We start from the raw sequence: 26,440 nt of genomic DNA, 5'->3' as shown, positions 1-26,440 counted from the left end.
GGAGTTATTTATGCCTCTCGCTTTATTTGCACTAACAATAAGTGCCTTCGCTATAGGCACTACTGAGTTTGTGATTGTTGGTCTGGTGCCGACCATCGCTCAACAGCTGGCGATCTCGTTACCTTCAGCCGGGATGCTGGTTTCAATCTATGCGCTGGGTGTGGCAATTGGCGCGCCGGTACTGACCGCTCTGACCGGACGCCTGCCACGTAAACAGTTACTGGTTGCGCTGATGGTTCTGTTTACGGCGGGGAATTTGCTGGCATGGCAGGCACCCGGGTATATGACACTCATTGTTGCTCGTCTGCTGACTGGACTGGCACACGGCGTATTCTTCTCGATTGGTTCTACCATCGCGACAAGTCTGGTGCCAAAAGAGAAAGCGGCTTCCGCCATCGCCATTATGTTTGGTGGCTTAACGGTGGCGCTGGTCACTGGCGTGCCGCTGGGAACATTTATCGGTCAGCACTTTGGCTGGCGTGAGACTTTCCTCGCGGTATCAATGTTAGGCGTGATTGCACTGATCAGCAGCCAGTTACTGATCCCTGCCAACATTCCCGGTCGTGCAGCCGCCAGCATTCGCGACCAGGTGAAGGTACTGACTCATCCCCGTCTGTTGCTGATTTACGCCGTTACGGCACTGGGCTACGGCGGTGTATTCACGGCATTCACCTTCCTTGCACCGATGATGCAGGATCTGGCGGGATTCTCCCCGGCAGCAGTAAGCTGGATCTTACTGGGTTACGGTGTTTCAGTGGCTATCGGTAATATCTGGGGTGGTAAGCTGGCAGATAAGCATGGTGCGGTTCCTGCGCTGAAATTCATTTTCGCCGCGCTGTTTGTTCTGCTGATGGTCTTCCAACTGACGGCCTCCACGCAGTACGCCGCGCTGGCTACCATTCTGGTGATGGGGATCTTTGCCTTTGGTAACGTGCCGGGGTTGCAGGTCTACGTGGTACAGAAAGCGGAGCAATTTACGCCTAATGCTGTAGATGTGGCGTCAGGGTTAAACATTGCGGCGTTTAACATTGGGATTGCGCTGGGGTCAGTGATTGGCGGGCAAACGGTCGAGCATTATGGTTTAGCACAGACGCCGTGGATTGGCGCCCTCATTGTTCTGGTAGCTTTCCTGCTGATGGGGGTCAGCGGTCGTCTTGATAAACCCGTGCGTGTTGCTCTGGGGTAAATCATTGATGTAAGCGCCCACTTACAAAACAAACTGCAATTGTTCGTTGAAAGTGAGTGCTAAAATCCCTATAACAGAAGAACCAGTCCGGCTGCGGACTGGTTGACGTTACAGAGGTTTGAAAGTCTAAAGTGCGAAAAAACACCTATGCCATGCGTTATGTTGCCGGACAACCCGCCGAGCGGATTTTACCGCCGGGGTCGTTTGCGCATATTGGCCAGGCATTACCCGCAGGCGTTCCGTTAAGTAGTGAAGACCGCATTCGCGTGCTGGTATGGAATATTTTTAAACAGCAGCGCGCAGAATGGCAGTCGGTGCTGAAGAATTTTGGCAAAGATGCGCATCTGGTATTATTACAGGAAGCGCAAACCACGCCAGAACTGGTGCAGTTTGCGACCGCTAACTACCTTGCTGCCGATCAGGTTCCTGCCTTTGTGCTGCCTCAGCATCCCTCTGGCGTCATGACGCTCTCTGCTGCTCATCCTGTTTACTGTTGTCCATTGCGCGAGCGTGAGCCTATTTTACGGCTGGCGAAATCGGCTCTGGTAACGGTGTATCCGCTGCCTGACTCTCGATTATTAATGGTGGTGAATATCCACGCGGTTAACTTTAGCCTCGGCGTCGATGTTTATAGTAAGCAGTTACTTCCCATTGGCGATCAGATTGCTCATCACAGCGGTCCGGTTATTATGGCCGGTGATTTTAATGCCTGGAGCCGTCGACGGATGAATGCGCTGTACCGCTTTGCGCGTGAAATGTCGCTGCGCCAGGTACGTTTTACTGACGATCAGCGCCGACGCGCGTTTGGTCGCCCTCTCGATTTTGTGTTCTATCGTGGTCTGAACGTGAGTGAAGCCTCTGTGCTGGTCACCCGTGCATCCGATCACAACCCGCTACTCGTTGAATTCAGTCCCGGCAAACCTGAACAATAACAGTGTGTCAGGTCTGCCGTAGGGCAGGCCTGTGATGGTTGCCCTTCCTATTTCACAACAACCGAAGGACAACACAATGACAACACGCTCTCACCATGACAACGTCGAAAAACAGTTTGGCTCTCAGGCTAATGCCTATTTAACCAGTGCGGTGCACGCCTCTGGCCGTGACTTGCAACGTCTGGGGGAAAGGTTATCGGCATTTCCGCAGGCCCGTGTGTTGGATATGGGATGTGGAGCGGGGCATGCCAGCTTTGTAGCCGCGCAACACGTAAAGCAGGTTGTGGCTTATGATTTATCGTCGCAGATGCTTGAGGTGGTCGCTGAGGCGGCAAATGACAGAGGCCTGGAGAATGTCGCCACACGCCAGGGTTATGCCGAAAGTCTGCCATTTGAAGATAGCGAATTTGACGTGGTGATTAGCCGCTATTCTGCGCATCACTGGCATGATGTCGGACGCGCGCTGCGGGAAGTGAACCGCGTTCTGAAGCCCGGTGGTGTATTAATTGTGATGGATGTGATGTCGCCAGGCCACCCAGTACGTGATATCTGGTTGCAAACCGTGGAGGCGTTACGCGATACCTCGCACGTTCGTAACTATTCCAGTGGAGAGTGGCTGTCGTTAATCAACGATGCCAATTTGATTGCCGATACTTTGTTAACCGATCGCCTGCCACTGGAGTTCAGTTCGTGGGTCGCGAGGATGCGTACGCCCGCGGCGTTGAGCGACGCGATTCGTGCATACCAACAAAGTGCTTCTGCAGACGTGAAAGCCTACTTTGCGTTACAGGAAGATGGCTCGTTTACCAGCGACACGATAATGGTTGAGGCACATAAAGCGGGATAAATAAAAAAGGCACTGGGGGGAATCCAGTGCCTTCATTTCTACAATGCTATCAGGAGTCCGGCATACCGTTGTTTTTCACAAACAACGTGAGCTGATCGCCTGGCTGTAGATTGTCCGTATCGCTGTTCCAGCGCATGACATCTTTGATGTTAACCCCGTGACGTTTGGCAATGCTCGACAGCGAGTCGCCTTTACGCACACGATAGGTGATGCTATCGCTGTTGTTCGCCAGACGCTGTGCGCTGGTACCCGCACCCACCGTCAGGTTTTGACCCACTTTCAGGGATGACCCGCGCAGGTTATTCCACTGCTTAAGGTCATTGGTGCTCACGCCAAGGCGTGACGCGACGCCAGAAAGCGTATCGCCAGAGCGAACTTTGTAGCTACGACTGTTCAGCGGCGTGTTATCCGCGACCAGCGTTGACTGCACGGCTGCAATTTCGCCTGAAGCCAGAGACTCACGCAGCTTCTCTGCATGCTTCTTTGGCACCATCACATATTGCGGGCCGCTGGCACCCAACGTGGAGCCTTTCACGCCTGCATTGAAGGTCTTCAGCTTGCTGACGGAAATACCCGCCATATCAGCAACCTGAGCCATCTCAACCGGGCTACTCAGGCGAACACGTGCCAACGCGCGGCTTTCGTCTGTTGTTGGCAGACGCACGCCATAGCGTTTGCTGTTTTTGAGTATATCGCTCAATGCCAGCATTTTGGGCACGTATAGCTTCGTTTCCTGAGGCAATGGCAACGACCAGAAGTCAGTGGGTTTACCACGAGCTTTGTTCGTTTTGATTGCCTTCATGACACGACCTTCACCGCTATTATAAGCAGCAACGGTCAGCAGCCAGTCGCCATCAAACATCTTGTTCAGACGCTGCATCATGTCCAGCGCGGCGGTGGTGGAAGCCACAACGTCGCGACGTGCATCATAACTGCGGGTCTGTTTTAAACCATAATTGCGCCCCGTGCTCGGAATGATCTGCCAAATACCTGCGGCATTGGCGCCAGACGTTGCGTGAGGATCAAAAGCGCTCTCCACTATGGGTAGTAGTACCAGTTCCATAGGCATGTTACGTTTCTTAACCTGCCCGGCTATCCAGTACATATACGGCTCTGCCCGTAAAGTTACATCGTGGAGATAGCTCTTATTGCGTAAATACTTCTGTTTCTGTTCGCGAATCCGGCTGTTTTCCGGAATTCCCATCTTTAGCTCGTCACCAATGAAAGCCCACAAATCTTGATCAGCAGCGATAGATGTTCCGTCGTCCATCCATCGCGCCTGACTTGTAAACTTTCCTGCTTCCCCTTGACCAGCTGCAGAAAGGCTCTGTGCGTGTTGTTGGACGTTACCAGTATTCTGGCACCCAACAAGCAGGACAGAGGCGAGTAATATCGCTTTTGCCTTCATGTGTGTGTCAATAGTTGCTTAAAAGACGACCGATCATAACGGCGAAGTTTTCAAAAGGCAACCCGGAATTGTCAGAACGTATCTTTCTTTGACCTTAACCAGGCAAAACGCTCTTCAGGTTGTTGCAATATTGTTTCTTTGTTGATTTCATTAATTAAATCAATATCTTCCGTTCTCAAAAAAAGATTATTTCGCCGCTCATTTTTCAGAATTACGGGTAGTGTCATTTGTTTTTTTACGCGTAACTCATTAACTTTACGATAATATTCATTTATGAACGAATCGTGCGGGAGAATGCTTAAGGCAAACTTCATGTTTGCTAATGTGTACTCATGTGCGCAACAAATTAATGTATCGTCAGGAAGTTCGTTTATTTTTTTAAGTGATTGATACATTTGAGTTGCTGTACCTTCGAAAAGTCGACCGCAACCGCCAGAAAAGAGCGTGTCACCACAAAATAAGTAAGGGTGGCTAAAGTAACAGATATGTCCTAAAGTGTGACCCGGAGTAGCAATTACCCTAAATTCATGCCCCAAAACGAGTGCAATATCGCCATCTTCAACTACGTGTGTCGTTCCCTTATCTTGCGTTTCAGCCGGTCCGTATACCACTAATTGTGGGAAATGTTGCAGGAGTTCTTTCACTCCACCCACGTGATCCTGATGATGGTGGGTTAGCAGAATGGCTTCCGGCACCCAGTTATGCTCTGCAATGGCTTTCAAAACAGGAGCCGCTTCACCCGGGTCCACAATCAGACAATGCTGGTCATTATTTGACAGGACCCAGATGTAATTGTCCTGAAATGCAGGAATACTGTTAAGATTCATATATTACCTCTCAATGCGTAACGGAAGGTTGTGATGAAACCGGCAAGGATCCCTCAAACTGTCGTAGCGCCCGTTAGCTGGGATGATTTGCCCTGGGGCGAACACTATCGTGAGGCGCTGGAGCATCAGCTTAACCCGTGGTTTGCAAAAATGTACGGTTTTCATCTGCTTAAGGTTGGTAATTTAAGCGCAGAAATCGATTCTGAAGCGTGCGCGGTTTCTCATCAGGTAAATGTTTCTTTGCAGGGATCTCCCATGCAGGTGACGGCCGATCCTTTGCATCTTCCCTTCGCCGATAAGTCCGTGGATGTCTGTTTATTGGCCCATACGTTACCGTGGTGCTCCGATCCGCATCGCCTGCTGCGTGAAGCCGATCGCGTGTTGATTGATGACGGCTGGTTGATTCTGAGCGGTTTTAACCCGGTAAGCTTGATGGGATTGCGTAAACTGGTGCCCGTATTGCGCAAGACATCGCCCTATAACAGTCGGATGTTTACCCTCATGCGTCAACTGGACTGGCTATCATTACTGAATTTTGAAGTGCTGCACTATAGTCGTTTTCATGTTCTGCCCTGGAACAAGAAGGGCGGGAAAATGTTAAGCGCCCATATCCCCGCGCTGGGCTGTTTACAGCTGGTGGTTGCGCGCAAGCGAACCATTCCGCTTACGCTCAACCCGATGAAACAAAATAAAAGCAAAACGCCTATCCGTCATGCCGTTGGCGCGACCCGGCAATACCGTAAACCGGACGCTTAAGCCTCAGTCTGATACCCAATATCATCCTGAGTCGGGCTCATGGCCGCGGTGCGCGCAAGCTCATCACAGCGTTCGTTTTCCGGATGGCCCGCATGGCCTTTAACCCATTCCCATTTGATTTGATGCGGCCCCAGCGCGGCATCGAGACGTTTCCACAGATCGACGTTCTTCACCGGTTTTTTATCTGCTGTTTTCCAGCCGCGCTTCTTCCAGTTGTGGATCCACTGCGTAATGCCTTGACGCACATACTGGCTGTCCGTGCTGAGTATCACTTCACACTGTTCTTTCAGGGCTTCCAGCGCAACGATTGCCGCCATTAGCTCCATGCGATTATTAGTGGTGAGGTTGTAGCCCTCGCTAAAGGTTTTTTCGCGCCCGCGATAGCGTAAAATCGCCCCATAACCACCAGGCCCTGGATTTCCCAGGCAAGAACCATCGGTGAAAATTTCTACCTGTTTAAGCATCTCTGGTAGACTTCCTGTTTTAGCAAATCGAAATCAAACGATAAGTCTGACATAAATGACCGTTATGAGCACTGGAATTACACGACAGATCGTCCTCGATACCGAAACCACCGGTATGAACCAGATTGGCGCCCACTATGAAGGCCACAAGATCATTGAGATCGGTGCGGTTGAAGTGGTGAACCGCCGCCTGACCGGCAATAACTTCCACGTTTACCTGAAGCCGGACCGGCTGGTGGACCCGGAAGCGTTCGGCGTACACGGAATCGCAGACGAATTCCTGCTCGATAAACCTACGTTTGCCGATGTAGCCGACGAGTTTCTCGACTACATTCGCGGCGCGGAGCTGGTCATTCATAACGCATCGTTCGATATCGGCTTTATGGATTACGAATTCGCGAAGCTCAAGCGTGATATTCCGAAGACGAATGAATTTTGCAAAATAACCGATAGCCTGGCGCTGGCGAGGAAAATGTTTCCTGGCAAGCGAAACAGCCTTGATGCGTTATGCTCGCGCTATGAGATAGACAACAGTAAACGAACCCTGCACGGCGCATTGCTCGATGCCCAGATTCTGGCCGACGTTTATCTGATGATGACCGGCGGGCAGACCACGATGGCGTTCTCAATGGAAGGCGACAGCCAGCAGCAGAATGACACGGGGATCCAGCGTATTGTGCGACAGTCCAGTAAACTACGCGTTGTTTTCGCCACTGATGAAGAGTTAGCGGCCCATGAGTCACGCCTTGACCTGGTGCAGAAGAAAGGCGGAAGTTGCCTCTGGCGGGCATAGTTTGTACGTTTACCGTATGAAAATGGCCATTCGGGTGATTTTTGCAGCAAACGATTAAAAACGTGAGAAAAAGCGTTGACGAGGCGCGAGGCAATCCGTAATATTCGCTTCGTTCCCAAGCGGAACACAACGCGGAGTGGTAGTTCAGTTGGTTAGAATACCTGCCTGTCACGCAGGGGGTCGCGGGTTCGAGTCCCGTCCATTCCGCCACTATTCAGAAAGCCTGAATCAGAAATGATTCAGGCTTTCGTCGTTTTAGCCTGCCAAAATAATATTCTCATTACCACGCTTTATCGACCGCGCCCGAGCTTTCGGGTGGGCAACACATCAGGTCATCCTTAACCCGACGGATATCCAGAAGGCGATTAACTCGCGAAGTGATTCATCACGCAGGCGAAGCGGGGTGAAAAGTTATCGCCAATAAGAACCGTTTCCTCATTCAGGTGCTTTAGCATATACAGCTTGTCGGCACGTTCGTAAGCGTCGAAGAAGAGATAGTCGACAGCGTCCGTTGCATCATCATCGGGGGATTTTTCCCGACCATCGGGAGTGAGCATAAAAACGCCTGCGGTATGGCCGAGTGGACGGGCATAGCGAAAAAACAGTTTTCGGTTAACAGCGAACTCGCCGTCGTCACTTTTGAGTTTCCCCTGGACTGACAATGAAAGGTGTCCGGAGTTGTAGCTGGTTATCAGCATTATTCCGTGGAGTTCCTTTTTTGTATTCTGGATGTCGAGTATCGACGTGAATTCCGAGGAGCAGGAAAAACTGATTTCTTGTTTTTTCGCATTCCCGGCGATAATAAAAAAAGCGATAGCCGCTAGCCCAAAAATGGCAATCACGACTGACCATAGTAAAGGAGAGTGATCGCTTTCCTGCTTCATATCATTCCTCATGATGGCGATACTGGCTGATGCAATGGTAATAACCGAGGTTTAGCCCGCATTCAGCGGCAAACGACCACTCAACCAGATTATGGTTGCTCGCCCAGGTATTGAGATACAGATCTTTTGGGTACGAACAGTTGGGGTTAATACCCACGGACTTGAAAATATCCAGCGCTTTTTTTTCGGTTATGGTGTCGGTGAGGGCGTTTCCTAATATATGCACACGGCATTGCTCGTAGTCGATAGTCCGCAGGATCGCCGCGTCCGTCATCGCGATTTCATTGGGTATCCATGTTAACCACGCTGTCGCCAGCACGGCGATGCCGGTAATTAACGTTGTTATCGTGACAGGCCACAGGTTTCGTTTCTTTTTCCTGGGCGTCAATGCAACATTGACTATTCTGGTGGGCGCTTGCGATTCCTCCAGTTGCTGAATATTGATACTGGCGTCGCTCATCCGAAATCCTATTCGCGGAATGGTGACGATCAGTTCTGCAGGATGGCCCGTAGACGTTATTGCTTTGCGCAGAAATGAAATGTGCTGATTGAGATTAGCATCCGTCGCTCTGGCGCCATTATGCTGGAAAACATTCCGCAGAATTTCATCGCGCGAGGATATCTCTTTACCATTTTGCAACAGATAGAGCAGTAATTGTGTTGCCACATTATTCAATGTGGCCATTTCACCAGATGCCAGGTCTTTTAGGGTATTTTTATGTGGTCTGAAAACTAAGCCTTCACCAATAATTACGGATTTAATTTTGTTTATTGGTATATGAGAAATCACTGATGTCTCCTTTAAAGCAGGATATCTCGCATTCGAGTGGGGGAAGCAATAGCATAACATAATTCATTTATAAAAAATGATTGCACCATAGATCGCTTTATTAATATTTATATAACAATCTCTTAATATATCTAATAGAATCCTCCAATCTCCTTCCTCTCTTTCACTATCTTATTGTCATTACTCGCTTTTGATGCCCAATTTCATTTTTACAAAACATTCATAAATACATTTTGCCTGTTCCTCTGGCTAAATAAAAAAATAGTTGATAGATAAAAACTCTATAAAAATTATAAATAATAGACATTAACACTGCTATTGGCGTGTTTTTTGGCTATTTTTTAGGTAAACGATCGCTCTACAGACAGTGTTACAACACGATTCCCTGAGTTTGATTAATACCGGATTTTTGCATTGTGTCATTTTTTCGTCGACTTAATATAAGCCCCGAAACAGCGTAAACAACTGTGGGCGGTATTTCGGATGGAATACCAATGAAGTTCAAAATACAGGGTGGCTTGAGATGGATTGTTTGCAAGGAAATGCGCTTCCGCCACCAGCAGATCAGGGTTTCCCTTGCATAAATTGTCTGAGGAAATAGATCGTCGGAATAACCAAAAAACAGATATAAGGTTAAGTAGTAATATGAAAATGAAAAACGTGGCTGTGGCTTGTGCGCTGATGGCGGGAATGACTTTTACTGCATCTTCTGCTTTCGCTGCAAAAAATGTTGAACCGACTAACGGTAAAATTCACTTCACTGGTTCTCTGGTTAATTCCGCATGCGGTCTGGCCCCAGAATCCAGCCCGGTGCAGGTTAATTTTGGTGAGATCCCAACTTCTCAGTTAAAAGACAACCAACGTGCTGGTGTTAAGCATGCCAAAATCGTTCTGCAGGGCTGCGATACAACTGTTGCGAAAACCGCCACAGTAACCTACACCCCGGCAACGATTGATACCGACAACAATGCGCTGGCTGCATTTACCTCGGGTACAGCAAAGGGTGCGGGCATCGGTATGATTGACAGTGGTAATCAGGACGTGAAATGGGGCGAAGCCGCATCTCAGGTCAACATTACCGATGGCGAAACCGACATTGATTTCGTTGCTTACCTGCAGGCCAACAACGCATCCGCAGCCGTAACCCCGGGTGACTTCGAATCTACCGTTAATTTCCAGATCGATTATCAGTAACGATCTGCTGCGGGCGCAATTATGCGCCTGCTTAACCCTTCCTGCGAATAACTGAAAGGAAATGCGGTGATGCCTGGATGGCGTATTTTACTGCTTTTTATCTTCATATCGCCTGCATGGGTTTTGGCTGACACCCATCGTCTTGTCAGTACGCCCGGCAAAATGCGCATGCGGGGAAATATTATTGAGGCTGCCTGTTATGTCGATCCACGCGACCGGTCGCTGCTGGTTGAATTTGATGACCTCTCAGCCAGAGATATTTCCGGAAAACCTGAAAAAGTATCTGCGCATGATTTCAGCATTCATTTGCTGGGATGTTCATTAGGGGATCCTCAACACCCCGGGAATCTGTTCCAACGCGCCAATATTACCTTTTCCGGCGCACCGGATAGTGACAATCCTGATTATCTGAGCGTGCAATCGGAAACTGAAAATTTAGCAATAGAAATATATGACGGCAAAGGCAAGCAAATTCATTTGGGTGAGCCATCACCGGATTATGCGCTTAACCCCGGGAAAAACACGCTCAATTTTACGGCTTATTTGATCTCCCGCGACGGAAGAATGACGTCTGGTGAATTTACTGCAGTCACGCATTTTGTTGTGAATTATCTCTGAGCTGCATAGCAATTCGGGTATCTGAAGGTTTGCGAACGAAAATGATCACGCTGAAAACAGATAAAAAACGTCTGGCGCTTTTAATTGCTCTGGTCTGTGCCTCTTCATGGGCTGAAGCGGATGAGTCTATTGAATTTAATACTGACGTCCTGGATGCCAGTGACAGACAAAATGTCGATTTACAGCGTTTTTCCGAAGGCAACTTTGTGACTCCCGGAGAATATCTGCTGGATGTTCGTATTAACAGCCAGGAGATTCCTCAGCAGTCGATCCGTTATATCGTTGATCCTGCCAACTCGCATAAATCCATGGCGTGCCTGACGCCGCAACAGCTCGAATTACTGGCGCTCAAAGAAGAGGCGCTGACCTATATTCATCCGATTAGCGCGACCTGCTATGACATTTCCCGCCTGCCGGGTGTGGTGCTGAATAATAGCGCAGGCGTACTGGACATTACCGTGCCTCAGGCATGGATGAAATATACCGATCCAGACTGGACGCCGCCGGAGCGCTGGGATAACGGCGTCGCGGGACTGATTTTCGACTACAGCGTTTCGGGCCAGGCCACACATTACGAACAAGGTGGCGATCATTACCGCTCACTGTCTGGTTATGGACAGACGGGCTTTAACTTCGGCGCGTGGCGCTTTCGTGGCCAGTATCAGGCCAATTATGCTTCGGATGAAAATCGTGGGCGTATCGACTGGGATCAGATCTATGCCTATCGCCCGTTACCGATGCAGGCTGCAAAACTGACGGTCGGTGAAATATATCTGAATTCCCAGGTGTTTGATTCAGTCCGATTTACCGGGGCTAACCTCGCCAGCGACGAGCGCATGCTACCACCGAATTTGCAGGGCTACGCGCCCGAAGTGCACGGCATCGCCCGCAGTAATGCGAAGGTCACCGTCAGTCAGCAGGGGCGTGTTATCTATCAAACCACCGTTCCTGCGGGGCCATTTAATATTCAGGATCTACACGGCTCGGTACGCGGCACGCTGGATGTTCGCGTCGAAGAGCAGGATGGCAGCGTACAAACCTTTCAGGTCAATACGGCCGATATCCCTTATCTGACGCGCCCGGGCTATGTTCGTTACAACGCCGCCGTCGGTAAGCCATCGCGTTATAACCACGACGTCCAGGGACCTGCATTTTATAGCGGTGATTTTTCATGGGGGGTCAGCAATGCGTGGTCACTGTACGGTGGCGCGTTACTCACTGGCGATCGCTATAACGCCTGGTCGATGGGGATTGGGCGGGATTTGAGCTGGCTGGGCGCGCTGTCGGCTGATGCGACGCAATCCGTGAGCCGGGTGAAGCATCAGGCTGAACAAAAAGGGATGTCCTTTAAGCTCAGTTATGCCAAAACCTTTGATGAATACAACAGCGCCATCACCTTTGCCGGTTACCGTTTTTCACAGCGTAACTTCCGCACCTTCTCGCAGTTCCTCGACGAGCAGTATGAAAATAACAACAGCGCCGGCAACGAAAAAGAGATGTACACCATCACCGGTAACAAGACCTTTTTTGCTGACGACCCGCAATTAGCGACCACGCTGTACCTGACCTATACCCACCAGAATTACTGGGATCGTGGCTCTCAGGATCGTTACGGGATGTCGATGGGGCACAGCTTTTCGTTCGCAGGCATTCAGGGGATCAGCGCCAACCTTGCCGCTTACCGCTCTGAGTATCAGGGCAAACGGGACGACAGCCTTTCGCTGTCCATTTCGGTGCCATGGAGCGATGGCCGCTCAATGGATTATGAAGTGCAAAACAGCGGCAGCCAGACCAGTCAGATGGTTTCGTATTCCGATAACCGCGACCGTAACAATCCATGGCGACTGCGCGCAGGGGTTTCCGGTGAAGGGCACACCGCGTTTGATGGCTACTACAAGCATCGCAGCATGATGGCGGAACTGGAATCTAACGTCAGCTGGCAGCAATCACGCTATTTCTCCGTTGGCGGCACGATGCGCGGCGGCTTTACCGCAACGCGTCATGGCGCGGCGCTACACAACAGCCAGGCGTCGATGAATACCGCCAGGGTGATGGTTGATACCGACGGTGTGGCGAATGTACCGCTGAACGGCGAACAGGCGCACTCAAACCGCTTCGGTATTGCCGTCGTACCGGACGTCGTCAGCTATCACAGCTTTGATACCCGTATCGATGTGGACGCAATGGACGAGGACATTTCCGCGACCAAAGCCATCGTCACCAACACCCTGACGGAAGGCGCGATTGGTTATCAGCGCTTCGCTGTGGCGCAGGGGCAAAAAATGATGGCGCTGCTGCGCCTGAAAGATGGTTCGGTACCGCCGTTTGGTGCCGAAGTGTTTAACGCCAACGGTGTCAGCGTCGCCATGGTGATGGAAAACGGCATGGCCTGGATTGCGGGTGTGAATCCAGCCGAGCGTCTTTCTGTTGCCTGGGGCGGTCGCGCGCAGTGTCACTTACAGGTGCCGCAACAAATCAACCCGGAAGGTAACGTGCTGTTGCCTTGTGAATAATATCAATAACCTGAATGAATTTTGTCATGAAAAATCAAGCATTTTACTCCGTGCAGCGTTGGCTCAAACCCGTGGTCTGCGGTCTGCTTTTTATTGCAGAGATCAACGCCTCATGGGCGGGCATTGCACTTGACCGTACCCGTCTGATCATCACTGGTGATGCGCGATCTGTCAGCGCGAACTTAACCAACACCAGTCCGAGCATTCCGTTTCTGGCTCAGTCGTGGGTGGAAGACGCTAATGGAACAAAAATTACCTCGCCGTTGATGGTTTTACCGCCGCTGCAACGGATTAACGGCGGGCAAAAGGGCATTGCGCGTGTGACAAAAACCAGCGGTATTAACGCTCTGCCGCAGGATCGCGAAAGTCTGTTCTACCTGAACGTGCGTGAAATTCCGCCCAAGCCGGATAAGCCGAACGTGCTGCAACTGGCGATGCAGTCGCGCATCAAACTGTTCTACCGTCCGACCGCCATCGTGCCGGAAACACCGGGCGCCGTGTGGCAAAACCAACTGGTCTTTCATAAGCAGGGGCAGCGCTGGAGTGTGGATAACCCAACGCCGTACTTCGTTACCTTAATCGGCTTAAGCCGCAAGCCTGAAGCGCAGGGCGGCGACAGGCTGACTGACTTCCCTGGGATTATGGTTTCACCAAAGTCATCTCTCGATTTCAGCGTGGCCGACGGCAGCGTTAGCCAGTTCAGCATGATGTATGTGAACGATTTTGGCGGTCATCCCGAATTGAAATTCAGCTGCACAGGCAATGTGTGTAAAGCATTGCCGATGGAGCAACAGCCCCGGTAACAGGATTCGTAAATGAAAAAGATGCTTTGCGCTCTGCTGATGGCGGGCATGGCCTGCTCGGTTCAGGCCACAAGCGGTCGCCAGGATATGAGCAACGTGTCCGGCGAGTATGGCAACGTCCGCTTTCATGGTCGGGTGTTCGTTTCGCCGTGCGTGCTGGATATGGCCTCCCGCGATCAGACTATCGATCTTGGTGATATTTCCGCCAGCCGATTTCGCCAGGGCGGCGATCGCAGCGATCCGGTATTGGTCACGCTGTATCTGAATGGCTGTTTAAAGGGCTCCGGTCATACCTTAAGGGATTTCCCCGGGCAGACCAGTGAGATGCCTGAGCTTGCGCACAGCACGGTGGAGCGTGGTGTTTCGATGACGCTAATGGCTGAATGCGCACCGGAAAACAGCGATTTGGGGCGTATTCGTGGCGATGTTCGCGGCGCGGGCATCCGACTACTGACTGAACGTAATCAGTTAATCCACCTGAACCAACCGCAACGCATGTGGATCCTCAAACCGGGCGATAACGCCATTCATTTTCTTGCCGCGCTGGAATCTTTTGGGCGAGAGGTGACCGCCGGAGAATTTAACGGTCTGGTCAGACTTAAGCTGGAGTATCTATGAGCGTATTACGTAAAACGCTGTTGTGGGTGGTGCTGGCAGGCTGTCCGTTGGCCGGGCAGGCATTTACACAGGGAGAAGGTGAGCCGGAAGGTGGGTCGCCGCATCAGTACGATATTGAACTGAGCTCGCTGGATGTCAGCAAAAACCACGTGGGTGGCAGAACGGAGCCGTTCCCATGGAATCTGGGCGGCTGGTATGTGGTGAATTTCTATTGCGAACAGGCTGACATCTCCCGAGCACCAATTTACTACACCACCACAACCACGATGCCGCCTTCAAATCAGGGGGCGAACCGTTTTCGGCTAAACGAGTATCTGGATGTGGAAGTTCAGGTGTGGGTTGCCGGGGGCTATAAAAAATATGTGCAGGCGCCTTTTACCAACGTTTCAAACCGCAACAGCAACAACAGCTGTAAAAAACGTAAGGGCTACACGCGAGCGACTAACGTTGAAAGTGGTTCAAAAGGGAAAGTGACGTTTATTGTCACTAAACCCATCATCAATGGCATCAATATCACTTCCCAGTCGCTGGTGGAGGTGGCCGGGCGTATGGGAAGCGCTGGACCTACGCCAACCACGGCGATTTCTCGCGTGGTGATTAAATCCGGGCTAATTACCGTCCCGGACAAATGCACCTTCAACCGGGGAGACAAAATCAGCATTGAGTTTGGCGATCTGCCTGGATCCGCTGCCCGGCTCAACGGCACTAACTACAGCAAGTCAGTCCCTATACATGTGATCTGTGAAGGCGGGAGCTTCGATCAGGGTGCGCTGAACATTAATCTTGGTATACAAACGACCACGGCGTCAGGCACGGCGGGGTTTAACGGTAATCTCCTTGGCACGCTGAGCGGCGGACAAAAGCGCGACGATCTCGGCATTATGCTTAAAGACGAGAGTGGTGGCACCGTCGTGCCCAATCAATTCTACAACGTGAAGGGGTTTTACCAGAATCAGGGCGACTGGAATCTCACCGCCGCACCGGTGGCAAAGCCGGGCGTGGGAAGTGTGAAAGAAGGTGAATTTGAAGCCTCTGCCACCGTTGTCGCGCAGTTTCAGTAGGGGGATGTCATGAGATTCTCGGCGTTATTCGCGACCAGTATGTTACTGCTAGGTGGCATGGCGCAGGCCGACACCAAACTGGTCGGCGGCGATATGTATTTTCACGGCACCATCAGAGCCCTGGCCTGCAGCCTTGCACCGGGAGGCGACAAAATCGAGGTCGATTTCAAGCAAATCGCGACACAGGATCTCTATCTCTCGGGGCGCAGTAAGCCGGAAAAATTCAGCATCCAGTTACGCGACTGCAACCCGGAGGTTTTCCGTGGGATCTCGGTTACCTTCAGCGGTCGTGAGGATGCGGAGCTGACCGATCATCTGGCGCTGGATAGCAGTGAACAAGGCGGTGCGTCAGGGATCGGGATTGGGATGAGCGAAGAGGACGGCACGGCAATCCGCCTTGATGAGAGCACGTCAGTCAAAGAGATAACAGAAGGTTCGATGACGCTGAATTTCTTGGCGTGGGTCGCAGCGGAGCCATCGGCGATAAAAAATCAGTCTCTCGAATACGGTCCGTTCAGCGCCAGCGGGACCTGGACGTTGAACTACCAGTAGCATGATGAACGTACTGAATCGCATTGCGCCGCTGCCTGCGCAGAAATTATTGCTCGGTATTAGTCTGTTTTTCTGGTGTGGGGCCATGCATCTCTACTGGCCGAACAACGGCGGCAGCGGCCTGTCGTTGCCGCTTAATATTACGAGCTGGATCTACGCCGTTGTGCTGGCTGCTGGCGCATCAGTGCTGGTTCCTCGCCAACGCTGGCGCATCACTGTACCAGCCACGGGGTTTACGATGGGCGCGCTCATCCTGACGCTGCTTTGTCTGCTGACGCCTGGCGTCTGGCAGTTCGAGGCGCTGCTGGTCGCGGGAGCCTTACTGGGAGGCGTGATCGTCTATCTGGTGGCGGTGCAAATTCCGCTTGCGGCACGCTCCCTGACGGCACTGCTGGCCCTGCTATGGGGTGCAAGCGCCATCGAATGTCTGGCGTTTGTGTACCAGTACTGGCATTTGCCGGGCGTTGAGTACTGGGAGTTTGCCTGGCGACGCGGCACGCGGCCCTACGGGATTTTTCAGCAGGTCAATCTGCTGGCCAGCTTCACGGCCTGCGGCGTGCTGCTGTCAGTACTGCTCTTTTTACGGCTACGCGACGGGTATCAAATTGTCATTGGGATGGGCCTGGTGTTGATGGGATTTGTGCTGCATGAATCCCAGTCGCAAACCGGTTATCTGTCTGTGGCGGTCGGTGAAGCGCTGCTGCTGCTGGTTTTCCCGGCGCAGCGCCGTACGCTGCTGCTACTTCTCCTGCCGTTAGCGTTAGGTATGGCGACAGGCGCAGCCGCTCGCCATTTTTTGTCCGTTGCCACGGTAGATCATTTAACGACTTCCCATGTGCGCTGGACGGTGCTGAAAACGTCACTGGCATTATTTGCCGAACGCCCGTGGACGGGGTGGGGCGTGGGCAGTTTTGCTGCTGTATTTCTCGAATGCGCGGGGCCATTGGGGCTGGGCAGCATTTCGCATCCGCACAACGAACTGGTGCTGTGGCTGGTGGAGGGCGGTCTGGTTGGGCTGGCGGGGGCACTCTGTTTTATAGCGGGAGGTTTATGGCTCTGGCTGCACGGTAATTGCTGGCGTCGTGCCTGCCTGGTGGCGGCACTGCCGGTGGTTATTCATATGTTGACGGAATACCCCGTCAGGCAGTCAACGCCACACTGGCTGCTGTTGATCCTGCTGCTTAGATGTGCAGACAACGCGCGAACGGGAATACGCCTGGCGCTTACGTCGACGTCGCTGATTCGCGCGGCAGGGTTTATCTCGTTACTGACCGTCGCGCCATTGCTGCTTCTCACGCTGCACACGCAACAGCAATTGACGCTGGCGGAGAGGCAGTCAACGCAGTGGCAACTTGCCGAACCGCTCCCTGTCGGAGGCTGGCTTCTTACCAGTCGCTATCGGTTTGATGTCCAGATGGGGTATCTGCAACGGTATCAGCGTTCCCGGGACGCACGTTGGCTGGAGGAGGTTCGCCGCTGGGCGCCTGACTATGTGCGCGTTCACCCAGACCCTAATGTCTCCTTCACGCAAATCTTACTGGCGTTGCAACAGCGCGACCTGGTCGAGGCGCATCGTCTGGCGATGCGCTTTTGCCTGATATACCCAAACGATCGCCGTATCCCGTGGCTGCAGGATGCACGACGTCCTTTTAATAAAATAATGGAATGATATGAACAGATTCAGTGAACAGGCCCGTTATGTGCCAGAACTTCCCCGCAACGCCGAACTGCTGCGGATCACCGGGATCCGTTTGCAGCGCATTCATTTTTTTGATGACGCATCGCTGGATGTCTGTGAGGTGTTAAGCCAGGTACGCACACCGCTCCCACTGGATTTGTTTTTCAAGCACCTTTCCATCACGGCAAAACAGCAGCTTTTTCTATGGCAAATGCAGCGGGTGCTGGCCCTCTCTGGAAGCTATTCGCTGAATTTATCCGTCAGGATGCTGACTAGTCTGTCATGGATCACGCGTCTCACAAAGCAGGTGCATCAGGGGAGGATTGTTATTGAAATTCAGGATCCGGGCTCCATGATGCACCTGGATAAGGCAGAGCAGCAGGCCGTATGCATTGCCGTAAAAACGCTGGTGCGTCACGGGTTTCGCGTGTGGCTGGATGATGTTTCGCCTGAGCTATTTTTTGTCTGGCGGCTGTCGGGCATCCGTTTCGATGCCATCAAAATTGAAAGTGGAATGTTTCATCAGTTCAGAACATCGGAGTGGCAGTTGAGGGTTCTGGTCAATCAATTTCGTGGGCTGGGTGAGCGGGTTGTCATTGAGGGAGTAGAAACGCCACAGGATTATGCCATTTGCCGTATGAGCGGCGCAGATGCTGTGCAGGGCTTTCTGTTTGAGCAGGAAATTTTACCGAAAAGCCTGAATCATTGCTGACTCAGGCTCTGACAATTACTCGCTCAGAGTCTGTGCGATATCTTTTTGCACCTGCTGGCGCTGTTCTGGGGTCAGCACTTTGTTCAGGTCAAAATAGTATTTTACGCGATAATAACGCGCCTGCTGTTCGATGTTGCTGAACGCAGAAAGCTGTTTCTGAACGGCAGCTTCATCCCATTTCCCGGACTTGATGACGTCAATCAACGCGCCGTCTTTAACATCTTTCACCGAAATCTGGCTTACGTTGGTTTCAAGCTGCTGGTGCAGTTTTTTAATCTGCGCCACCTGGTCGTTGGTCAGCTTAAGATGCTGAACGACCGGGTCCTGAGCTGGAGCAGGAACATTGGATACGTTTGCTGCAAGCGTACTAAAAGAAGCGCCCGCTAAGGTAGCCGCCAGCAAAGTCATGCGTAAGAAGTTCTTCATTATTGAAATCCTGATAAGGAAATTATCGACATTGTCTGCCACCCGCTGGTTACGAGTGATTATCCTTTGCAGAATACGATGCTCACCGCATGTCGCCACGCGAATTTGTTTTGCGGTTGGTTACGGAGTGAAACAATCCCGCCACAAGAAACGTAGTGCAGCGGGAGTGAAGGCGATAGTTATAGCGTAAACGGGTCGGCGTCCTGCCAGGCGGGAAACTTCTCGCGATACTCGCGCAGCGCTGAGAGTGACAGCTCGGCGTCAATGCGTGTGGCCTGATGCGGCTCGGCGGTGGCAATAATCTCACCCTGCGGATTAATCACCCGGCTGTCACCGCGATAATGGTGGCCGTTACCGTCTGTGCCCACGCGGTTACATCCTGCTACATAAGCCTGGTTCTCAATCGCCCGTGCGGCAAGCAGAAGCTGCCAGTGCAGCGAACGCGGCGCAGGCCAATTGGCAACATACAACGCCAGGTCGTAATCGTTGCGATTACGCGACCATACCGGAAAACGCAGGTCATAACAGACCAACGGCAGAATGCGCCAGCCGCGCCATTCAACAATAACGCGCGCGTCACCCGCCTGGTAATGCTGATGCTCATCCGCCATGCGGAACAGATGGCGCTTGTCGTAGAAATGCACATTACCTTCGGGCTCAACCAGAAAAAAGCGGTTTACCGGGCCGCGTTCAGACTGGATAGCAGCGCTGCCAGCGATCAGGGAGTTAGTCTGTTGCGCCTTGGCGCGCATCCAACTGACGACCTCTTCCTGCGGCAACGATTTATTTGCCGCTTCCATGGCAAATCCACTGGTAAACATCTCGGGCAACACGATGACATCACGTCCGGCGACGGTTTCCAGTTGTCGGTCAAAATGGCGCAGGTTGGCCGGGCCATCCATCCAGATCAAGGGTTGTTGCAGCAGAGTAATTTTCAAACCAGGCACGATCGAGGCTCCTCGTTGAACAACATTTTGACACTGTAGCATGAGCATTAATGAAAATGTGGCAATAAAAAGCCCCGCATTAAGCGGGGCTAAACGTTGTGCGTATATCGTTATGCGGCTTCGACTTTACGCACTTTCTCTGGCAGCTTTACCGGCTGAGTCGCCAGCTCCTCGGGTTCAAAGTCATCCACGTTGATACTGCGCAGGCGACTCGCTTCGGCTTTCACCAGAATCGCGGCTTCATCTTTATCAATCAGCCCTTTCGCCAGCGCATTGTGCGCCAGTTCGTCGAGACGGGTAAATGGCAGGTTTTTACCCAACTCTTTACAGATCCGCTGGTGGATAGGGTCGGCTGCAATGACATCCAGCAGCGCCTCTTCCAGCAAACCAACCGGGTTATGCTCGCTTGGCGTCAGATATTGACCGCGACCAATACGAGAACGAGTAGCACTCGGAACCTGCAAAATCTTCGCGACTTTATGGTCCAGCTTGTCAGACGGCGCGTCGTAGTGGCGACCGGTCGGGAAGATAACCACGTTCAGCAAGCCCGCGACCAGACGGTTCGGGAAGTTTTTCAGCAGATCGTCCATCGCCTGTTCCGCTTTGTACAACGCATCCTGAACGCCCCAGTGAACCAACGGCAGGTCCGCTTCATTACGGCCTTCATCGTCATAACGTTTCAGTACCGCAGAGGCCAGATACAGCTGGCTTAACACATCGCCCAGACGCGCGGAGATACGTTCACGGCGCTTCAGACTACCGCCCAGTACGGCCATGGACACATCTGAAAGCAGGGCCAGGTTGGCGCTCAAACGGTTCAGGTGCTGGTAGTAACGTTTGGTCGCATCGCCGGTTGGCGTGCTGCTGGTTAAGCCACGTGTCAGGCCAAGCCAGAAGCTGCGCACTTTGTTACTGCCAACGTGACCGATGTGTTTGAACAGCAGCTTGTCGAACGCATTCACATCGTTACTCTGTGCCGCAGCCATCTCTTCCAGAACATACGGATGGCAGCGAATCGCACCCTGACCGAAGATCATCATGCTACGGGTCAGAATGTTGGCACCTTCAACGGTAATGGCGATTGGCGCACCTTGATAAGCGCGGGCGAGGAAGTTGCTTTCGCCAAGCATAATGCCTTTACCGCCAGTGATATCCATCGCATCGATGATTGACTGCTGCCCACGGTGGGTACAGTGATATTTCACGATAGCCGACAGCACCGCCGGTTTTTCACCCAGCATAATGCCGTAGGTAATCAGTGATGCCGCAGCGTCCATCACGTAGGCGTTACCGGCAATACGTGCCAACGGTTCTTCAATACCTTCCATCTTGCCGATGGAGATTTTGAACTGGCGACGAATGTGCGCATATGCGCCGGTGGCCATTGCGACTGATTTCACGCCGCCCGTCGAGTTAGACGGCAGGGTAATACCACGTCCCACAGACAGACATTCCACCAGCATGCGCCAGCCCTGACCGGCCATTTTCGGACCACCGATGATGTAATCAATCGGTACAAACACATCTTTACCGAGGGTCGGACCGTTCTGGAACGGCACGTTCAGCGGGAAGTGACGACGCCCAATTTGTACGCCCGGCGTTGAGGTTGGGATCAGCGCACAGGTAATGCCGAGATCTTCTTCACCACCCAGCAGTTTTTCCGGGTCAGAGAGTTTAAATGCCAGACCCAGTACCGTGGCGATAGGCGCCAGCGTAATATAACGTTTGTTCCAGGTCAGGCGCATACCCAGCACCTGTTGGCCCTGCCAGTCGCCCATACAAACCACGCCGGTATCAGGGATCGCCCCTGCGTCGGAGCCTGCTTCCGGGCTGGTCAGAGCAAAGCATGGGATCTCCTGACCGCGAGCCAGACGCGGCAGGTAATGATTTTTCTGCTCTTCGGTGCCGTAATGTTGCAGCAGTTCGCCTGGGCCTAATGAGTTAGGTACGCCAACGGTGATCGCCAGGATCCCGGAAACGCCGGAGAGTTTCTGCAGAACGCGAGCCTGAGCATATGCTGAGAATTCCAGCCCGCCGTACTCTTTCTTAATGATCATCGCGAAGAAGCGGTGTTCTTTCAGATATGCCCACAGTTCCGGCGGCAGATCCGCGAGTTCATGGGTTATCTGGAAGTCGTTCGCCATACGGCACGCTTCTTCCACTGGACCATCAATAAACGCTTGTTCTTCAGCGGTCAGATGCGGTTGAGGATAGTTATGCAGTTTTTTCCAGTCAGGCTTGCCCTGGAACAGGTCACCTTCCCACCAGGTTGTACCGGCATCAATCGCTTCTTTCTCAGTACGCGACATCGGTGGCATGACTTTACGGAAGCCGCGGAACACCGGCGCAGAGATCATGGATTTGCGCATCGGCGTAAAGTTAAACGGCACGAGGATAATGGCCAGAGGAACCAGCAGCCAGACTGACCACAGGCCAGCCACGCCAAGCGCAGCCGTCCAGGCGAGCAAAATTAAGCTGCTGAGGAATAAGCTCACGCGGTGATAAAACAGAACGCTGAGCAGAACAACCGTAGCGATAATACTCAAAATCATCATAACGAAAAGCTCCCTTGCTTGTAGGAGGTCTGACCACTTGTGATGATATGTTTGTAGTGGATGTAAATTCTTTTAGCAATGTGTTTACAAAATAATTACAACAAAGCTCACATTGTTGCTGTTTTAACCGGCACAAAAAATCAAAAGCCGCCGCCATTCCTGTGGCTTGTACTTCTCGCTGGTAGCGCTATCCGGTACACTGCATCTTGTCATTTACATTCATGCTGAAGGATATCCTCATGTACCAGGATCTTATTCGTAACGAACTGAGCGAAGCGGCGGAAACGCTGGCTAATTTTCTTAAAGATGACGCCAATATTCACGCCATTCAGCGCGCGGCGGTCCTGTTGGCAGACAGCTTTAAAGCGGGCGGTAAGGTACTTTCTTGCGGTAACGGCGGTTCCCATTGCGACGCGATGCACTTTGCCGAAGAGCTGACCGGACGCTATCGTGAAAACCGTCCTGGTTACCCTGCTATCGCTATCTCTGACGTCAGCCATATCTCCTGCGTCAGCAACGATTTTGGTTACGATTATGTGTTCTCTCGCTACGTAGAAGCCGTGGGTCGTGAAGGTGATGTCCTGCTAGGCATCTCTACTTCGGGTAATTCCGGTAACGTAATTAAAGCGATTGCCGCAGCGCGTGAGAAAGGGATGAAAGTGATCACCCTGACCGGTAAAGATGGCGGAAAAATGGCGGGTAGCGCGGATATCGAAATTCGCGTGCCGCACTTTGGCTACGCTGACCGTATTCAGGAAATTCATATCAAAGTGATCCATATCCTGATCCAGCTGATCGAAAAAGAGATGGTTAAACCATAAGAAGACGATTGCCGGATGGTGGCTGAAGCCTTATCCGGCCTACATGAGCGCCACGTAGGCCTGATAAGCGCAGCGCCATCAGGCAGTTCACGGTTTTAAGGTAGGTGATGTATGTGCGAACTGCTCGGGATGAGCGCCAATGTGCCAACCGATATCTGCTTTAGCTTCACCGGACTGGTTCAGCGCGGTGGAGGGACCGGGCCGCACAAAGACGGCTGGGGTATTACGTTTTATGAAGGTAAGGGCTGCCGTACGTTTAAAGATCCGCAACCCAGCTTTAATTCGCCTATTGCCAAACTGGTACAAGACTACCCCATCAAATCCTGTTCCGTGATTGCCCATATTCGTCAGGCGAACCGTGGCGAAGTGGCGTTGGAAAATACCCATCCCTTTACCCGCGAATTGTGGGGACGCAACTGGACCTATGCTCATAATGGACAGCTCAGTGGCTATAAATCGCTGGAAACCGGAAATTTCCGTCCGGTCGGGGAAACCGACAGCGAAAAAGCTTTCTGCTGGCTGCTCCATAAGCTGACGGAGCGTTATCCGCGCACGCCTGGCAATATGACGGCAGTGTTTAAATACATCGCAATGCTGGCAGGAGAGCTGCGGGAGAAAGGCGTCTTCAACATGCTGTTGTCTGACGGACGCTATGTGATGGCCTTCTGTTCGACCAACCTGTTTTGGATCACGCGTCGTGCGCCGTTTGGCGTGGCGACATTGCTGGATCAGGACGTGGAAATCGATTTTAGCTCAGAGACCACACCCAATGATGTGGTCACCGTGATTGCCACTCAACCGTTAACCGGCAATGAAACCTGGCAAAAGATTATGCCAGGCGAGTGGGCATTATTTTGTCTCGGGGAGCGTGTAGTTTGATGCCAGTTGCGGCTGAACCACTTCGTGACTCAACGGCTTGCTGACGACGTAACGACCATCGACGACGGAAACGGTCGGTGGTTTACGTGTTTGTTCAAAGTAATCGTATCCCGGCTTTAACTGGGCCCAGAAATCTTTGTAATACGAGAACTTATGGCGTTGCATGTTGGCATCGGTCATGCGGAACGGGTAAATGCTAACCTGTACGCTGGACTGCCCGAACACCAGAGCACCTGTCACAAACTGGAAAATCTCATCAATGCCGTTGTCGGTCATTGCGTAGCAGCCGACGGAAACACAGGCACCGTGGATCATCAGGTACTTACCTTCATAACCGTGTGCGCGGTCGTAGGCGTTAGGGAAACCAATGTTAATCGCTTTATAGAAGCGGCTATCCGGTTTCAGCTGTCCACGCTGTACGCTGTAAAATCCTTCCGGACTTTTGAAATCACCCTGACGCTGTTTCGGCCCTAAGCCGCCGGAATAATTGCAGATCTTATAGCTGTCGAGCAATTGATACTGTTCGCCCATCTTGACGTACAGATCCAAGGTTCGCTCTTCTTTGAAGATCTGGATATAAACGGGGGAGCCCATTAATTGCTGCTTATATTCTTTGCTGACAGGCGTAGTCGGGCTGCTGCTGCTCAGCAAACCGGCAAATGAAACGCACGGCAATAAAAGCATCGCAAGAAAAAATGCGATTTTACGCATACTGCTTATTCCTTGATAAAACGATCACACACGCCAGGACGGCAAAAAGAATCCCCAAATCGGATAAATCTGGATCTGGAGCGCTCACATTAGCACCAAGAGAGTTTTTCGCAAGTCTCTCGTGCGGCGTTTACACTTTAGTTTTTCTTTATACGGAAAATTGCGCTTAAAGGCAGTCAGACACTGGCGTATTTTGCTGGTTACTGCGCTTCATTGGGTCTTATTCGTGCTGGATGGATAATGGGTCAGGAACGGCCCAGCATTAGGTACAACCATACTTCTCACAACATAAAAATACTGTATACTTAAACAGTGACGTGGGAGACAAACGATGCGTAAAATCATACATGTCGATATGGACTGCTTTTTCGCGGCGGTGGAAATGCGCGACAACCCCGCCCTGCGTGATATTCCCATTGCTATTGGTGGCAGTCGAGAACGTCGGGGGGTCATCAGCACGGCCAATTACCCGGCGCGCAAATTTGGCGTGCGTAGCGCAATGCCAACTGGGATGGCATTAAAGCTGTGTCCGCATCTCACTTTATTACCTGGTCGTTACGAGGCCTATAAAGAAGCCTCCCGCCAGATTCAGGCTATTTTCTCCCGCTATACCTCACTGATAGAACCACTTTCGCTGGATGAAGCCTATCTGGATGTGACCGACAGCACCCACTGCCACGGCTCAGCTACGCTGATCGCTCAGGAAATCCGCCAGACAATTTTTAACGAGTTACAGTTAACCGCCTCTGCCGGAATTGCGCCGGTAAAATTTCTGGCAAAAATAGCTTCCGATCTCAACAAACCCAATGGGCAATATGTGATTACCCCTGCCGATGTTCCTGAATTTCTCAGAACATTGCCGTTAGGCAAAATTCCCGGCGTTGGCAAAGTCTCCGCCGCTAAGCTGGAATCAATGGGATTACGTACCTGCGAAGATGTTCAAAAATACGACCTGGCAATGCTGCTCAAACGCTTCGGCAAGTTTGGTCGCGTGCTGTGGGAGCGCAGTCAGGGGATTGACGAACGGGACGTCAACAACGACAGGCTGCGTAAATCCGTCGGCGTCGAGCGTACGCTGGCGGAAGATATTCACGAGTGGTCGGAGTGTGAGGCGATAATTGAACGGCTCTATCCTGAGCTGGAACGGCGTCTGGCAAAGGTAAAGCCGGATCTGCTGATCGCTCGCCAGGGGATAAAACTCAAGTTTAATGATTTTCAGCAGACTACGCAGGAGCACGTCTGGCCGCGCTTAAATAAAGATGACTTAATTACGACAGCGCGCAAGACCTGGGACGAGCGTAGGGGAGGGCGAGGCGTCAGGCTGGTGGGATTACACGTCACGCTGCTGGATCCTCAATTGGAAAGACAGCTACTGTTGGGTCTGTGACTCAGAACAATTACCGGATGTCGGCGTAAACGCCTTATCCGGTCTACAAACCAGCGTGCAGGCCAGATGGCTGCGTAA

Annotated in this window: 25 protein-coding genes, 1 tRNA gene and 1 pseudogene; 18 read left to right on the top strand and 9 right to left on the bottom strand. The window is 51.9% G+C overall.

Features of this window, described 5'->3' with window-relative positions; all coding sequences use genetic code 11:
• The first annotated feature begins 10 nt into the window (after positions 1-10).
• The 3 genes from LY264_RS19795 to LY264_RS19785 all read left to right on the top strand — a co-directional run bounded on the left by LY264_RS19795 (position 11) and on the right by LY264_RS19785 (position 2,965).
• Positions 11-1,186, top strand: coding sequence for an MFS transporter (locus LY264_RS19795; protein ID WP_003830796.1), 1,176 nt, complete (start codon positions 11-13; stop codon positions 1,184-1,186).
• A 131-nt stretch (positions 1,187-1,317) separates the two neighbouring features.
• Complete coding sequence (locus LY264_RS19790; RefSeq protein WP_008783770.1) at positions 1,318-2,118, top strand: endonuclease/exonuclease/phosphatase family protein; 801 nt, start codon at positions 1,318-1,320, stop codon at positions 2,116-2,118.
• A gap of 76 nt (positions 2,119-2,194) precedes the next feature.
• Complete coding sequence (locus tag LY264_RS19785; protein ID WP_048226448.1) at positions 2,195-2,965, top strand: class I SAM-dependent methyltransferase; 771 nt, start codon at positions 2,195-2,197, stop codon at positions 2,963-2,965.
• 49 nt (positions 2,966-3,014) lie between these two features.
• On the opposite strand, the gene mltD is transcribed toward LY264_RS19785, so the two are convergent.
• Both mltD and gloB read right to left on the bottom strand, forming a co-directional pair.
• Entirely contained in the window at positions 3,015-4,373 is a 1,359-nt protein-coding gene (mltD, locus tag LY264_RS19780; protein WP_032942416.1) for a murein transglycosylase D, read from the bottom strand.
• Between the two features lie 71 nt (positions 4,374-4,444).
• Positions 4,445-5,200: a hydroxyacylglutathione hydrolase gene (gene gloB / locus LY264_RS19775; protein ID WP_048226445.1), complete on the bottom strand. Its 756-nt coding sequence runs from the start codon at positions 5,198-5,200 to the stop codon at positions 4,445-4,447.
• A gap of 33 nt (positions 5,201-5,233) precedes the next feature.
• On the opposite strand from gloB, the gene LY264_RS19770 reads away from it, so the two are divergent.
• A complete protein-coding gene (locus LY264_RS19770; protein WP_048214878.1) occupies positions 5,234-5,956 on the top strand; it encodes a class I SAM-dependent methyltransferase in 723 nt (240 codons plus the stop codon).
• Here LY264_RS19770 and rnhA read toward each other — a convergent pair.
• Positions 5,953-6,531: pseudogene (gene rnhA / locus LY264_RS19765) on the bottom strand (ribonuclease HI). The gene LY264_RS19770 and the pseudogene rnhA overlap by 4 nt on opposite strands.
• Between rnhA and dnaQ the strand changes: the two are divergent.
• Together dnaQ and LY264_RS19755 are read left to right on the top strand one after the other, a co-directional pair.
• Positions 6,485-7,213 (top strand): DNA polymerase III subunit epsilon, encoded by a 729-nt coding sequence (dnaQ, locus tag LY264_RS19760; protein ID WP_095533177.1) that lies wholly within the window; start codon positions 6,485-6,487, stop codon positions 7,211-7,213. The pseudogene rnhA and the gene dnaQ overlap by 47 nt on opposite strands.
• A 133-nt stretch (positions 7,214-7,346) precedes the next feature.
• Positions 7,347-7,423: transfer RNA gene (locus tag LY264_RS19755), tRNA-Asp, on the top strand.
• A gap of 155 nt (positions 7,424-7,578) precedes the next feature.
• On the opposite strand, the gene LY264_RS19750 is transcribed toward LY264_RS19755, so the two are convergent.
• Positions 7,579-8,097: a hypothetical protein gene (locus tag LY264_RS19750; RefSeq protein WP_003830806.1), complete on the bottom strand. Its 519-nt coding sequence runs from the start codon at positions 8,095-8,097 to the stop codon at positions 7,579-7,581.
• Between the two features lies 1 nt (position 8,098).
• Positions 8,099-8,782 (bottom strand): winged helix-turn-helix domain-containing protein, encoded by a 684-nt coding sequence (locus LY264_RS19745; RefSeq protein WP_008783775.1) that lies wholly within the window; start codon positions 8,780-8,782, stop codon positions 8,099-8,101.
• A 750-nt stretch (positions 8,783-9,532) separates the two neighbouring features.
• On the opposite strand from LY264_RS19745, the gene LY264_RS19740 reads away from it, so the two are divergent.
• The 9 genes from LY264_RS19740 to LY264_RS19700 all read left to right on the top strand — a co-directional run bounded on the left by LY264_RS19740 (position 9,533) and on the right by LY264_RS19700 (position 18,636).
• A complete protein-coding gene (locus tag LY264_RS19740) occupies positions 9,533-10,081 on the top strand; it encodes a fimbrial protein (protein ID WP_003830808.1) in 549 nt (182 codons plus the stop codon).
• Positions 10,082-10,150: 69 nt separating this feature from the next.
• A complete protein-coding gene (locus LY264_RS19735) occupies positions 10,151-10,699 on the top strand; it encodes a fimbrial protein (protein ID WP_171845917.1) in 549 nt (182 codons plus the stop codon).
• Positions 10,700-10,740: 41 nt separating this feature from the next.
• Positions 10,741-13,212, top strand: coding sequence for a fimbria/pilus outer membrane usher protein (locus tag LY264_RS19730; protein ID WP_048226443.1), 2,472 nt, complete (start codon positions 10,741-10,743; stop codon positions 13,210-13,212).
• Between the two features lie 26 nt (positions 13,213-13,238).
• A complete protein-coding gene (locus LY264_RS19725; RefSeq protein ID WP_100247262.1) occupies positions 13,239-14,015 on the top strand; it encodes a fimbrial biogenesis chaperone in 777 nt (258 codons plus the stop codon).
• 12 nt (positions 14,016-14,027) lie between these two features.
• Entirely contained in the window at positions 14,028-14,633 is a 606-nt protein-coding gene (locus LY264_RS19720) for a fimbrial protein (protein ID WP_071692502.1), read from the top strand.
• Positions 14,630-15,694, top strand: a complete 1,065-nt coding sequence (locus LY264_RS19715; RefSeq protein ID WP_048226442.1) for a fimbrial protein — start codon at positions 14,630-14,632, stop codon at positions 15,692-15,694. Before LY264_RS19720 ends, LY264_RS19715 begins: the two co-directional genes overlap by 4 nt.
• A gap of 9 nt (positions 15,695-15,703) precedes the next feature.
• A complete protein-coding gene (locus LY264_RS19710) occupies positions 15,704-16,246 on the top strand; it encodes a fimbrial protein (RefSeq protein WP_003830815.1) in 543 nt (180 codons plus the stop codon).
• Position 16,247: 1 nt separating this feature from the next.
• Positions 16,248-17,915, top strand: a complete 1,668-nt coding sequence (locus LY264_RS19705) for an O-antigen ligase family protein (RefSeq protein ID WP_048226440.1) — start codon at positions 16,248-16,250, stop codon at positions 17,913-17,915.
• A 1-nt stretch (position 17,916) separates the two neighbouring features.
• Complete coding sequence (locus LY264_RS19700) at positions 17,917-18,636, top strand: EAL domain-containing protein (RefSeq protein WP_048226438.1); 720 nt, start codon at positions 17,917-17,919, stop codon at positions 18,634-18,636.
• A 15-nt stretch (positions 18,637-18,651) separates the two neighbouring features.
• On the opposite strand, the gene LY264_RS19695 is transcribed toward LY264_RS19700, so the two are convergent.
• From LY264_RS19695 to fadE, 3 genes are all read right to left on the bottom strand, one after another.
• Positions 18,652-19,062: a Spy/CpxP family protein refolding chaperone gene (locus tag LY264_RS19695; RefSeq protein ID WP_003830819.1), complete on the bottom strand. Its 411-nt coding sequence runs from the start codon at positions 19,060-19,062 to the stop codon at positions 18,652-18,654.
• 179 nt (positions 19,063-19,241) lie between these two features.
• A complete protein-coding gene (locus tag LY264_RS19690; RefSeq protein ID WP_048214872.1) occupies positions 19,242-20,009 on the bottom strand; it encodes an amidohydrolase in 768 nt (255 codons plus the stop codon).
• Positions 20,010-20,119: 110 nt separating this feature from the next.
• Positions 20,120-22,564, bottom strand: coding sequence for an acyl-CoA dehydrogenase FadE (gene fadE, locus LY264_RS19685; RefSeq protein ID WP_003830821.1), 2,445 nt, complete (start codon positions 22,562-22,564; stop codon positions 20,120-20,122).
• A gap of 239 nt (positions 22,565-22,803) precedes the next feature.
• Between fadE and lpcA the strand changes: the two genes are divergently transcribed.
• Both lpcA and LY264_RS19675 read left to right on the top strand, forming a co-directional pair.
• Positions 22,804-23,385 carry a D-sedoheptulose 7-phosphate isomerase gene (lpcA, locus tag LY264_RS19680; RefSeq protein WP_003031390.1) on the top strand — a complete coding sequence of 194 codons (582 nt, stop codon included), beginning with the start codon at positions 22,804-22,806 and terminating at the stop codon, positions 23,383-23,385.
• 111 nt (positions 23,386-23,496) lie between these two features.
• Complete coding sequence (locus tag LY264_RS19675; RefSeq protein ID WP_003031388.1) at positions 23,497-24,264, top strand: class II glutamine amidotransferase; 768 nt, start codon at positions 23,497-23,499, stop codon at positions 24,262-24,264.
• On the opposite strand, the gene dpaA is transcribed toward LY264_RS19675, so the two are convergent.
• Complete coding sequence (gene dpaA, locus LY264_RS19670; RefSeq protein ID WP_003830823.1) at positions 24,235-24,975, bottom strand: peptidoglycan meso-diaminopimelic acid protein amidase; 741 nt, start codon at positions 24,973-24,975, stop codon at positions 24,235-24,237. The two genes, LY264_RS19675 and dpaA, sit on opposite strands and share 30 nt — an antisense overlap.
• Before the next feature lie 331 nt (positions 24,976-25,306).
• On the opposite strand from dpaA, the gene dinB reads away from it, so the two are divergent.
• A complete protein-coding gene (gene dinB / locus LY264_RS19665; protein ID WP_048226436.1) occupies positions 25,307-26,362 on the top strand; it encodes a DNA polymerase IV in 1,056 nt (351 codons plus the stop codon).
• The last annotated feature ends 78 nt before the right edge of the window (positions 26,363-26,440 follow it).

Source organism: Citrobacter portucalensis, from assembly GCF_023374935.1.
GTDB classification, from domain to species: Bacteria; Pseudomonadota; Gammaproteobacteria; order Enterobacterales; family Enterobacteriaceae; genus Citrobacter; species Citrobacter portucalensis.
This window is presented reverse-complemented; position numbering and strand designations above follow the sequence as displayed.